Below are 13,280 nucleotides of genomic sequence, written 5' to 3'. Positions count from 1 at the left end.
TACTTGGATAATAAGGTGAATAGTAATGGTAAAAAATAAAATATTAACGAAATATGTGATTCTAACATTATTGATTTGTAGTTTGATAGTTTTATATTTAATTATTACAAACTTAGAATATAAGATAGTTGTAAGGGATAATACATTTATTGGAATAAAAGATGGTATTTTTAAAAAGAAATCTGATATTGTAGATTTTGATATTCCTTATGGAGTAGTTAGTATAGGAGCATTTGCCTTTTCTAGTTGTGATAATTTGCAATCGGTTAATCTGCCAGAAACAGTTAATAGTGTAGATAATTATGCATTCTTTGAATGTAAAAAATTACAAGAAATTAAATTATCTTCAAATTTAGAAAGTATAGGGGATATGTCATTCTATAACTGTGAAACACTAAAATATATAGAACTGCCTAATACCTTAAATGAAATAGGAAGTTCAAGTTTTGCCGAGTGTAAAAATTTAAAAAAAATAATTCTGCCAGACAGTCTTGAAAGTATTGGCGAGTTTGCATTTGAAAACTGTACTAATTTGAGAGAAGTTAAGATGTCAGATAGTGTAAGTAAGGTTGGTGAAAATATATTTGAGGGGACAGAATTTATAAATAGTCTTAAACCAGATGAGTATGGTTGCATTTATTTAGGGAACTTACTCTTAAAAGCAAATGATACTAAAGAATATGTCAAGATAAAAGATTCTACAAAAGCTATTGCAGCAAAGGCATTTATTAATAACATAAGAATAAAAAATGTTGATTTACCACTTGGACTTATAGAAATAGAAGATAGTACCTTTGAAGGTTGTAGAACTTTGGAGTCAGTAATTATACCACAAGGTGTTAAATATTTAGGAGAATATGCTTTCCTAAATTCAGGGCTAAAAAGAGTAGTATTACCAGCCGGATTGGAAGAAATATCTTATGGAGCATTTAAAGATTGTTATAATTTAGTAGAAATTAATTTACCCTCTAGTATTATAGATATTAAAGGAGGGAGTTTTTATGGAACTAAGTATTTAGATAGTATAAAAGAGGATGAATATGGCTGTAAGTACAAAGAAAATATTTTACTTGAATATACAGGTAAAAGTGCTGAGAAAATAGAGATAAAAGCCGGAACAAGATTAATAGCAGGAAGTGCATTTAATAATGCAGAGAGTATAAAAGAGGTATATATACCTAAGAGTGTAGATCATATAGGAAGATATACATTTACTAAATGTCATAATTTAGAAAAAGTTGAGTTTGAAGAAGATGGTAAATTAACAACTGTAAACGGACATTCATTTGATTTATGCAGCAATTTGAAGGAAATAAAATTACCAAAAAATATTAAAACAATATCAGAATATGCCTTTTTTGCTTGTGGTATTGAAACTTTAAGAATACCGGAGAAAGTGGAGGATATGGATTTATGGGCTATTGCACAATGTCTTTCATTAAAGAGAATAGAACTTCCTAAGAGTTTAAAGGGGAAATATTATTATCCTGATTATAGACCAAAAATAGATTTAGTATTTTATTGAATTTATTTTTTAGATAACAAGTATTTAATTAAGATTAGTAAGGGTGATATTGCAGATAAGTACACTATGACAACTATGGAAGTCAACGCAACAGGGGTACTAGAGGCAGTTATAGATAGACCAAATCATGTTTTTGTAAGACCTGTAAATCCTTTGGAGATGATGGAATGGATTAATAGCAGGCCAACAGCAAAAGAGAATCCATACTACTTAACAAAAATATTAGCATCAATATCTATAAGAGATAATGGAGGACCATCTAATGTCAGTAGTGAGTGATAATTTAATTAGTAAAGAAGAGTATAATATTTATGTAAATGAATATATAAGAGATGAAAAATTATGTGAATTAGCCTCTTTATTAGAAAAGGAGGATGATAATTTAGAAACTTATTTTAACACAAGGAGATATAAATCTAAATTTTTATGGGTTAATATTTTATATATTATAGAAAGAATGAGCTATGTTAAAAGAATAGAATACATACCATTTTTAATAGAGTTTTTGCAAGATGTAAACTGGCCAGTATTTAGATATACTATTTCATCACTTATGTCCTATAAGAAAACTGATTTAGTACCATTTGTAGAGCAAGCACTATGGACTGCATATAGAGATGATGATGAAATGTGGATAGCAGGAATAGCTAGACTTATGGAAAAAGATAATATAAAACAACAGGATTTTAAAAATCCAGAAACTTATGATTTATTAAAGTATAGAGATTTTTAGAGTTCTTAGTATTATAAAATAATACATAGGATTAATTTGAAGAACAAAAAGGAGTATATCCTAATAGAAAATATAGTCATGATAAAAGAGGGGTAAGTGCCCAATAACATGATGCCTTATATTTCATTAAACTAAATGATATAATAAATCAAATGAGATAATAAATCAAATAAAAAAGTGCTCCAATAAAGAGCACCATAGTTTATTTGTTTATTGCGTACATTCTTCCTTTACATCCGGTGACCAGGGCATTAAATCTTCTAAAAATTCAGGTTCGGACTGCCACTGTGTATCCGGCATATACATGAGAAGATATTGCAAGTAGGTAGACATTCAAGCCGTTTCCCTTTGCTGTCTCTACAATACTATAGACAGCTGCACTTGCAGATGCTCCTTTGGAAGTGTCTGCAAAAAGCCAATTCTTGCGACCTACTGTAAATGGACGAATTGCATTCTCGGCAGCATTATTGGAAATAGAACATCTTCCATCAAGCAGATAATTCTCCATATATGGGCGCTGGTTATTAGCATAAACAAGAGCTTTTCCAAGTGCAGAGCCTTTTAATGCCGTTATTGAATTAATCCAACACCAAAAAGCCTCAAGAACAGGTTTTTCCAACTCCAGGCGCTTACTATATCGTTCTTCAGATGTTAAGTTTTTAAGGCTGTCTTCAATGTGAAACAGCTGATCACAGTAATTCCTTCCGATTTCAGCAAGGGTGAGTGATGCATCCTGTGAACTCTTAGATGGAATCGCTTCTATAAACTTTCTTCTAAGGTGGGCCCAGCACCCACATCTGATCATATCAGAAAGTTTATTATAACCGGAGTATCCATCAGAGTGAAAGTATTCTTTGAAACCTTTCAGGAATTCCACTGCATGATCACCATTTCTTGAAGGCTGATAATCATAAAGAATTATGGATGGCTTGTCGTCATTTCCGGTTCTATATAGCCACATATAAGACTTTGTCTGTGGTGCCTTGTCTTTTTCTTTAAGCACCTGAACAACTGTCTCATCGCAATGCACTATATCACGCTCAAGGAGCTTTTTGTGCAGATGAGATACTAGGGGCTTTAGATAATCCTCACTGCAACGGATTATCCAGTTTGCCATAGTGGAACGGCTGAGGGCGATTCCCAGTTGTTCCCAGTCTTTCTCCTGCCTATAAAGAGGCATACCGTTTACATACTTTTGATACATGACATTGGCCACTGAGCTTGGGGAAGCCAACGAATGGTTCATTAGTGATGAAGGTGTGGGTGCATTCATTATATAAGGATAAGCTGTATGCTTACATTTGGGACACTCATATACAGTTTGAACATAGCGAACAATTCGAAGTTTTGCAGGAATGTACTCTAATTCTTCCCTGACAAATTTTGTGCTAAGGACTGTTTTAGTGTCAGATGTGGCGAATACGGATTAGAATATGACCAGAATGGAATGTAAAGTTTGTGTGTGTTATTATTTACTCTTATCACCTTTATAATTAGAATATGACCAAAATGGAACGTAAAGGATTTTATATAATATAATAAGTTTTTGCAGAAGAAGAGGAATTATGCTATACACATTAATATTAAAAAATATGAAATCAAAGTATAAAGATTATATATTCTATTTGGTAAGTTCGGTGATAGCAGTAGCAGGATATATCATTATATCAAGTTATTTGAATGCTATGAGAGAAGTTGTAAAAATAGAAAATATCAAAATCATGAACAGTGAGATTAGCACACTCAAATGGATTTCTTATGTATTCCTGTTTATTTCGTTATGCTTTATTATTTATACATTTTTAAACTACACAAAAAAGAAAAGCAGAGATTATGCTATTTTTATTATTTTAGGACAGAAAAAATCAAATTTATTCAAATGTATAATAATTGAACTTCTTGCCACATATATTGTATCCATGATTTTGGGGAGCATGATTGGGGCGTCTTTTTACCATGGAAGTATATACCTTTTTAAAAAAGTGTTTTTATATGAATTTCCGATGGTTATATATCCAATAAAAAGCTATATTTTCATTTATATGATATATTTTGCTTTATATTTTATATCTGCTCTTTGTATTTATATTAAGATAAGAAAAATGAAATTAAATGATTTGCTTATAGAGGAACAAAGAGCAGATACATTAGCTAAAAAAGGCTGGTATAGATTTGTATTTGGAATTATTTTGTCGATACTTTCTTTGTATGTTATTTTAATTCAACAAGGAGATGTAATTTTACGAACATTTTCTTCCATATTGTTAATTTCTATAGGGCTATATTTTATTTTTGTATCTATGGCATTTCCTATACTACAATTATTAAGAGGAGAAACAAAGTTATATTATAAAAATTTTTTATTTATAAATAATTTCGTCTTTAGATTCAATAAATTTAGTAAGATTATATATTTTTCATTATTAAGTGGAATAATCCTACTTGTTTTCATAGGAGTAAATATTTATAATAACATATATGCAAATACAGTAGAAAGCTATCAAATGATGTACCCAAATGACTTTGTTATAGAGAGCTATTCTGTGCCAAATACCTTGATTGAAAGCCTGAAAAATTCAAAAATTCCTATGGATATATCTACACTAGATGTTTCGGAAATAAAAAATAACAAAAATATAGGGGATATAAGATGTGTAGATATTGAACGCTATAATATCTTTCGCAATAAAAATTGGACTCTAAAGAGTGGAGAGATAATAGGGATTGATTTGAAATTGGAGGAAGATTTTGAGGCGTTAAATGGAGCGAGTTTTATATCGATTTACACTATAAACGGACAACAATTTGACTATAGTATTAAAAGCAGATATTGGGAAAATATATTCGGAGTATTTGAAAACTATGGAAATGAATATATGTTTTTGATGAATCACAGAGACTATGAGGATATCAGCAGATATGGACAGAATAAACATATTATATTTGTAAATGCAAAAGAGCATGGAGATCAAAATCGTATTAAACAAGTACTGAATGATTACGAACAACAAGATGAAATGAAAGTAAGAATATATGAAAAGGATAAATATGTAGAAATAAATAGAAATGTAATACTTTGTATGCTTATTGTCTTCGTATTGGTAGCCATTGTAATCACTATCTTTAAGAATAGTGCAATCTATATAAATACATTTAGTCAGATAGATTATTTGTCGGAAAAATACAAGGCGTATTATATTATGGGCATGAACAAGAAGACTATTGCTAATACTGCCACAAGAGAACTTCAATTGCCTTTTATGATTCCTGTGATATTAGCAGGTATATTATCCATGATGTATCTTTATATACTATCCGGTGTTGGTGTCAATATGGTAGAGCAGAGAATTCAGATTTGCACTTTTTTGCAATATTTATAGTTGGATATTTAACATTGGAATATATTTACTATAAAATACTTAAAAAACAATTTATTTCTTATATTTTAAGGCGATTAGGATAGGTGGGATATATGAACGAAGTTATAAAGGCTGTTGATTTAACCAAAATATATAATAAGGAAGATAAGAAGAAAAGGGGAAAAATATCTGTTAATTTAAATCAAGTCTTAAATGGTGTCAGTTTAGAGGTATATCATGGGGACTTTATTAGCATTATGGGAAAATCAGGTTGTGGAAAAACTACTTTATTAAAAATACTTGGAGGGATTGAAGAGGCAACTACCGGAAGAGCAATTGTTGGAGATATTAATTTAAGTAGTTGTTCTGATGAAAAATTATCGGATGTTAGACAAAAAATAGTGGGATTTGTGTTTCAAGAATTTTATCTGGTAGATAGTCTGACTTTAAAAGAGAATATTCTATTACCTTTATATATAAGTAATAAGCCATATAGAGAGATTGAATCATTAATATTAGAAAATGCAAAAAGGTTTGAGATTGAGAAAATTTTAGACAAATATCCAACAGAAGTATCAGGTGGTGAAAAACAAAGAACTGCAATATGTAGGGCAATTATAAACGAACCTAAGATAATATTAGCAGATGAACCTACCGGGAATTTAGATAGCATTAATTCTGAAATTGTAATAAAATATTTTGAAAGATTAAACTTAGAAGAAAATCGTACTATTTTAATGGTAACACATGATCCGACAATAGCAAGTTATAGTAAAAAAGTGTTATTAATGAAAGATGGGGCTATAGTAAAACAAATTGAAAAAGAAAATGGAGAAGATAAAAAAAATTTTATACAGAGAATTGTAGAGATAATGGACTATTGATGATATTGTAATTTAATATTGGAAGTAAAAAGGGTAACACTGTTGATCATCTATCTTCATTTGTAAAGCATTAGAATATGCCCAGAATGGAATGTAAAGTTCGTTTTCAAGCCTCTTGTCATTAAGTGATTGGATTAGAATATAACTAGAATGGAATGTAAAAAACGCCAGTCTTATTTTAATAACTTGGGTGTTGTAAAAAAACGAACCATATGCTATAGTCCTGTCTTTGACAGTTTTAAAAGTTAAAGTGCCCTTGAAACCCAGTGTTTTACCGGCTTTCAGGGTATTTTTATTTCGTTTTGAAACTGAAAAAATAGTATTTTATTTTCCTTTACTTTGTTTTTGTATTGTCCTCATTTGACTTTTTGTTATAAATTCAAAATCTGTATTAAAATGACAAATCTCATGTAGTTTATCTGTGAGCTCTGTTCGTTTATATAGAGGTATGAAACCTTGCTCTTTTATATATGCAAAATTAAAATCTTTTAAGGTCTTTAGAATCTCTTCGCATGTATACTTGTGTTCTAAAAATTTTTCAAGATATCTGTAAATAATCAAGGCTAAAAAGCAGGTTAAGAAGTGAGAAGTAATTCTATCAGTTCTTTGTAAAAATATCGGCCGTGCTTCAAACTCAGTTTTCATAATTCTAAAGCATTCTTCTATTTGCCAACGCTTTTCACTTATACTTAGTATTTCACTTACATTATCGTCAAGTAGGTCTGTTGAGATGGCATACATACCATCATACTTTGCCTCCTCATCTATTTTTTCTGTATTAAGAAAGTTATGTACATTTGCTTTTTCACCATCATCAGTTACCGAAATACTACCAAGAAATCTGGCTGGATCATTAGGATTTCTTCTTTCTTTTTTGATACTGCCTTTTTCAAGCATTAACTTAGCTCTTTCAACTTGTTTCTCTCTAATAGCTTTTTGGTATTTGGCATATTTTGGTGAGTATGTGATTATAAGTCTTTGAGATAAATCTTTCGGTGTATAGGGAGCATCTTTGTAATATATAGTCTCATCATCCTTTGAGATTTCAGCCAGATCTACCACTTTATCATCAGATAAACGTTTAAATCCTTTAGTATCTAAAGCCCATTCCCTATCCTGTGCATTAAGCTTTTTTATTGATTGAGTAACTACAAAAGCTCTTTCACCCATATGATTGTACTTTCTTATTTTTTCCGAACCAAGTCCGGCATCACTACAGTAAATAAACTTTTGACAATCAAACTCTTTTAAAATTTTTTCTTCAAGTGGTTTAATAGAGGTTTGTTCATTTGCATTTCCCGGAAATAGAGAAAAAGCAAGTGGAATGCCGTCACCATCCATAAACATACCCATTTGTATTATAGGGTTTGGTCTGTGTTCCTTGCTTTTGCCATATCTCTTAATGCCATCTTCATCCTCAATCTCAAAATAATAGTTAGTACAATCATAAAAAAGAAGCTTATCATTGCGTTTTCCGACTAAATGACTATTTCTATAAGTTTCAGATTGTATAAGGTCACATTCTTTACCGAGTACATTTAAAGAGCGATATACATCATGTAATTGGTAAGATGGTGGCTCTAAAAAATCCATAGAACAAGAGTAACTTGAGCGTTTACTGGAAGGTTCGAGTATTCTGGAGTAAATCAAATCGGATAATATCGAGTTGATATCAAACTTGAAGTTATACTTATCCCTTATCTTTCTACAAACTTTATGTAAGCCAAGTTTATAATAAAAGTACTGCAAAAACAGGTAACCTCCACGATAGAAGACTTGTTGCTGTGGCTGTAGTCGTTTGCTTGAGTTAAAAGAAAAATTTACTATTTTATCTTCTTTGTACTTCTGTGTTTCAAGTTTTGCCTCGGCACGAGCCCATTTCATGACGTCATCTCTAGTGGGTCCATGCTCTTTTAATAAATCAGCGAGAGTACCAAGTTTGCGTACATTTACAGAGGTGCTAACCCCTTTGTCATTTATAAAGCTTTTGGAAATATAGAAGGACTCTGCATTTTTTGATTTTGATGTAGTAACTTTCATAGATAACCTCCACACCTTATTATAGCATAAAATACTAGAAAATACTATATATTAAAACGAACATTTTGACAAAAATTTCAAGCGAGAAGTGTAGGCTATATGCGGGTTACAGGACTTTTTTTATGCCTATTTAGGTAAACAAACTGTCAAAGACCCGGATTAGAATATAACTAGAATGGAATGTAAAAAACGCCAGTCTTATTTTAATAACTTGGGTGTTGTAAAAAAACGAACCATATGCTATAGTTTAGGCAAGCAAATGTTAGCCGTTTCTCATAGGACGGGATATAAAATTATGAGGTGTAATTTAGCCACTTGCCGATGGTGTGGGATATAAGTAATTCGGTGCGTAAATGTAGCCACTTACTATATGGGTGGGATATAAATAATATAGTGCGTAAATCCCTCTAATCGAAATGATAGAGGGATTTTTTTGGAGGTTTGTATGGAGGTAAAACAAGGATATTCTTATCATATAAAGGATCGTTTCTTTTCTGATGTGTCAGATTCCTCTCTAATGAGCAACAAGGAAAATGGAAATTATCGACCGCATTACTATGCAATTGAGGATTCAAAGAATAAAGATATTTTTTGGATGATACCGATTAGCTCGAAAGTAGAAAAATACAAAAAGATTATAGCTTCTAAAATAAAGAGAAACGGAAAGTGTAGCACGATTGTAATTGGGACATTTGCCGGAGAAGAAAATGCGTTTTTGATACAAAATGCCTTTCCGGTTAAATCGGTTTATTTGGATCATGTGCATACGATTCAGGGAAATCCGATTACAGTACACAAAAAATTGGATAAAGAACTTCGGACAAAGCTGAAGGAAGTCATCGCTATGAAGAAAAGAGGAATCAAACTGTTTTTTACAGATGTAGATATGATTTTAGAACTTATGAACAGGTTGAAATAGGTAGTAAATTTTAGAACTTGATTGCTATGCTAAGTTTCAAGGTGCAAAAATTTCACCATGAATACGTGTAAAGCAAGTGCGATTAAAAATCTTGACCTTAAAAAAGAAATTTCTGAAAGAAAAAGTGTATCCAATACTTGACACAAGGGTGGAATGTAAAGTCTTTTTCTAATCCACTCTTTGCAGTGCCGTCAGGATTGGAATATAACCAGAATGGAATGTAAAGTCCATCAAGATTGCCTTATCAAATTTACAATGATATTGGAATATAACCAGAATGGAATGTAAAGTTTACAAAAGCGTCGGAATCCTTGATTTTGCAGTCATTGGAATATAACCAGAATGGAATGTAAAGCTTTTTTACTGTCGTCAATTTTGAGTTCGGCACCTATTGGAATATAACCAGAATGGAATGTAAAGTATTATCCGTTTTGTAATCTATATATCCGAAACCAATTGGAATATAACCAGAATGGAATGTAAAGGATAGTAGCAATCTCTTACTATCCAATAACCATTTTCATTGGAATATAACCAGAATGGAATGTAAAGTCTTATCAGATACTCTCTTGGAGCGGTATCGGCAAAATTGGAATATAACCAGAATGGAATGTAAAGAACAAAGCCTTCTCCACCCAAAGCCGTAATTACATCATTGGAATATAACCAGAATGGAATGTAAAGTTGCAAGCAATCAGGCTTTTCAAGGGTGTCATTTTATTGGAATATAACCAGAATGGAATGTAAAGCTGAATTTTTGTATCATATATACCTCACTATGGATTGATTGGAATATAACCAGAATGGAATGTAAAGTATATAGAAAGTGTATCAAATACAAATACTACAGAGATTGGAATATAACCAGAATGGAATGTAAAGTATTCTGCTCGCCCAATCTTCTCTGCCCTGATGAATTGGAATATAACCAGAATGGAATGTAAAGTTATTAAGTATCATAGAATCTACATCAGTAACACTTATTGGAATATAACCAGAATGGAATGTAAAGATATAAAGGCTATAAGAATCAGTACGGAGGCTTAAATTGGAATATAACCAGAATGGAATGTAAAGTATGTACTTTCCGAAAATATTCGTGAGGGTGTAAAATTGGAATATAACCAGAATGGAATGTAAAGCCGGAAGATAAAGCGGCTGCAAAAGCACCTGAAAAATTGGAATATAACCAGAATGGAATGTAAAGACGATTGAAAAGCGCGTACACATTTACAAGCATGTTTATTGGAATATAACCAGAATGGAATGTAAAGTTACTTTTCTCTTCTCCAGTACGTCACAGAGTCCTATTGGAATATAACCAGAATGGAATGTAAAGGATTTCCGCATCCGTCCAGTCATATATTGGATTTACATTGGAATATAACCAGAATGGAATGTAAAGTGCTCCACCTTTGCCGTCGTCTTTTCCTCTTTCTTTATTGGAATATAACCAGAATGGAATGTAAAGGTTGTAGTCTGTATAAGACTGACTAACAGCATACAATTGGAATATAACCAGAATGGAATGTAAAGCAATATTTGACACTATCAAAATGCCAAATATTATGCATTGGAATATAACCAGAATGGAATGTAAAGACACAATATTACTTGTTGCAATATCGGTTATATGTGATTGGAATATAACCAGAATGGAATGTAAAGGAATAAATCTGATGTGGATATGGAAGGCTTTTGGGAGAATTGGAATATAACCAGAATGGAATGTAAAGCCCACTGATCGAGTATCCTGCACCGTCCACTACAATTGGAATATAACCAGAATGGAATGTAAAGTCCTCCAAACATAGCTGCTATAAAACCTCCTACTGCTATTGGAATATAACCAGAATGGAATGTAAAGAATATGATAACAGATCGCTTTGCAAATCTTTTAAAAAATTGGAATATAACCAGAATGGAATGTAAAGTCTTGAGAAGTTTTTTGTAAATCTAAAATCCAAAGATTGGAATATAACCAGAATGGAATGTAAAGTACTCTCGCCTAAATCCGATCGTTTTTCTTTTTCACAATTGGAATATAACCAGAATGGAATGTAAAGATGCGCTTCCCTGTACTTCCTAGCGAGTACAAAGTATTGGAATATAACCAGAATGGAATGTAAAGCGGCTATACGTGCCCACGGATGCAGATATAAAGGCTATTGGAATATAACCAGAATGGAATGTAAAGATATATAGGGTATAATAAAGACAGTTAAGAGAGATAAATTGGAATATAACCAGAATGGAATGTAAAGCGGGTATAATATTCAACACCTTCCGCTACTGCCCTACCATTGGAATATAACCAGAATGGAATGTAAAGTCTATGATACGACAATTTTCTTCTAATTCATCAAGATTGGAATATAACCAGAATGGAATGTAAAGAGCTCTTCAATAGCTTTAGACTTTTGATGCTGCAAGATTGGAATATAACCAGAATGGAATGTAAAGAAAAGACTTTTCCGCACTGTCCAAAGCGCTCTCAATTGGAATATAACCAGAATGGAATGTAAAGGGAACTTACAGCCTTAGTGTACAGGAGTTAAAGGCCATTGGAATATAACCAGAATGGAATGTAAAGCTGACTTGCAAACTCTGCTGTCTGTATCTTAATCCTCATTGGAATATAACCAGAATGGAATGTAAAGTATTGTAAAAAGGAGAAAAAATGAGAAGAATAATTATTGGAATATAACCAGAATGGAATGTAAAGATGGAGTTTGCCAAGTTGATGAAGTAGCGAAGTAAATTGGAATATAACCAGAATGGAATGTAAAGATCTTTGTACCACCCCAAAATTCTCCGGCAGCCTTTATTGGAATATAACCAGAATGGAATGTAAAGGCAAGCAAAGCCGACTATATGTTTATAGCTCATTGCATTGGAATATAACCAGAATGGAATGTAAAGGATGTAGATGTGAAAGAGTTTGAAAAATTCGGATTCATTGGAATATAACCAGAATGGAATGTAAAGTTGCCCTTAGATAGGTTTAATGCTCTGTACAGCCTTATTGGAATATAACCAGAATGGAATGTAAAGACGACAGACCAAATTGAATACATGCGGTGGCTCTCAATTGGAATATAACCAGAATGGAATGTAAAGTATGTATCAGTGCCGGTATGGATGGTTAAGCAGGCGACATTGGAATATAACCAGAATGGAATGTAAAGTAGTTCTATGCAAAAAGGCATGTCCAAGCTCATGTGCATTGGAATATAACCAGAATGGAATGTAAAGGCCATATTCGTTCTTGTGTTTAATATCATCTTATCAATTGGAATATAACCAGAATGGAATGTAAAGATCTTTTGAGTTAAATGCAAGCGGTATAAATCTATCATTGGAATATAACCAGAATGGAATGTAAAGAATGTCGCAATTTTGTCGCACAGATTTAATCAAAAATTGGAATATAACCAGAATGGAATGTAAAGGAATATTCACTGAGAGGCAAAGTGAAAACGATATTATTGGAATATAACCAGAATGGAATGTAAAGAATGGCACCTTTATGGATTTAATCTTTCCGGGGTCAATTGGAATATAACCAGAATGGAATGTAAAGATATAGATTTTGCATGTGTCTATATGAGCTACATACAGATTGGAATATAACCAGAATGGAATGTAAAGGATATAAATGAGCTTATTCCTTCTGTTATAGATGAAATTGGAATATAACCAGAATGGAATGTAAAGTATGAATGGTGATTGATGATTTATACCGATAACACAATTGGAATATAACCAGAATGGAATGTAAAGCAACAGTAACAGAGGCATCCATTGCTCCACCCTGCAT

7 protein-coding genes, 2 pseudogenes and 1 CRISPR repeat array (1 of these 10 only partly in view) are annotated in these 13,280 nt (G+C 31.9%); of the genes and pseudogenes, 7 read left to right on the top strand and 2 right to left on the bottom strand.

The features are described from left to right. Positions 1–25: 25 nt before the first annotated feature. The 3 genes from EHV10_RS11540 (at position 26) to EHV10_RS11530 (ending at position 2,258) form a co-directional block, all read left to right on the top strand. Positions 26–1,525: a leucine-rich repeat domain-containing protein gene (locus EHV10_RS11540; protein ID WP_111525208.1), complete on the top strand. Its 1,500-nt coding sequence runs from the start codon at positions 26–28 to the stop codon at positions 1,523–1,525. Positions 1,526–1,591: 66 nt separating this feature from the next. After that, positions 1,592–1,804 (top strand): hypothetical protein, encoded by a 213-nt coding sequence (locus EHV10_RS11535; RefSeq protein ID WP_128674770.1) that lies wholly within the window; start codon positions 1,592–1,594, stop codon positions 1,802–1,804. Next, positions 1,788–2,258 carry a DUF5071 domain-containing protein gene (locus EHV10_RS11530; RefSeq protein WP_128674769.1) on the top strand — a complete coding sequence of 157 codons (471 nt, stop codon included), beginning with the start codon at positions 1,788–1,790 and terminating at the stop codon, positions 2,256–2,258. The genes EHV10_RS11535 and EHV10_RS11530 overlap by 17 nt, the downstream gene beginning before the upstream one ends. 210 nt (positions 2,259–2,468) lie before the next feature. Here the strand turns inward: EHV10_RS11530 and tnpC are convergent. Continuing rightward, a pseudogene (gene tnpC / locus EHV10_RS11525) lies at positions 2,469–3,654 on the bottom strand (IS66 family transposase); the annotation flags it as partial. A gap of 169 nt (positions 3,655–3,823) precedes the next feature. Here tnpC and EHV10_RS15440 point away from each other — a divergent pair. The 3 genes and pseudogenes from EHV10_RS15440 to EHV10_RS11515 form a co-directional block, all read left to right on the top strand. Then, positions 3,824–4,306, top strand: a pseudogene (locus tag EHV10_RS15440) (FtsX-like permease family protein); the annotation flags it as partial. Between the two features lie 54 nt (positions 4,307–4,360). Continuing rightward, complete coding sequence (locus EHV10_RS11520) at positions 4,361–5,638, top strand: hypothetical protein (protein WP_243116138.1); 1,278 nt, start codon at positions 4,361–4,363, stop codon at positions 5,636–5,638. Between the two features lie 92 nt (positions 5,639–5,730). Continuing rightward, positions 5,731–6,501, top strand: coding sequence for an ABC transporter ATP-binding protein (locus EHV10_RS11515; RefSeq protein WP_128674768.1), 771 nt, complete (start codon positions 5,731–5,733; stop codon positions 6,499–6,501). 324 nt (positions 6,502–6,825) lie between these two features. On the opposite strand, the gene EHV10_RS11510 is transcribed toward EHV10_RS11515, so the two are convergent. Next, a complete protein-coding gene (locus EHV10_RS11510; protein ID WP_128673293.1) occupies positions 6,826–8,541 on the bottom strand; it encodes an IS1634 family transposase in 1,716 nt (571 codons plus the stop codon). 445 nt (positions 8,542–8,986) lie between these two features. On the opposite strand from EHV10_RS11510, the gene cptIN reads away from it, so the two are divergent. After that, entirely contained in the window at positions 8,987–9,460 is a 474-nt protein-coding gene (gene cptIN, locus EHV10_RS11505) for a type III toxin-antitoxin system CptIN family toxin (RefSeq protein ID WP_128674767.1), read from the top strand. Positions 9,461–9,656: 196 nt separating this feature from the next. After that, positions 9,657–13,280: a CRISPR direct-repeat array (repeat unit 30 nt; unit sequence ATTGGAATATAACCAGAATGGAATGTAAAG); it runs 623 nt beyond the window's last position.

Origin of the sequence: Lachnoanaerobaculum gingivalis (assembly GCF_003862475.1) — a bacterium.
Classification (GTDB): Bacteria; Bacillota; Clostridia; order Lachnospirales; family Lachnospiraceae; genus Lachnoanaerobaculum; species Lachnoanaerobaculum gingivalis.
This window is presented reverse-complemented; position numbering and strand designations above follow the sequence as displayed.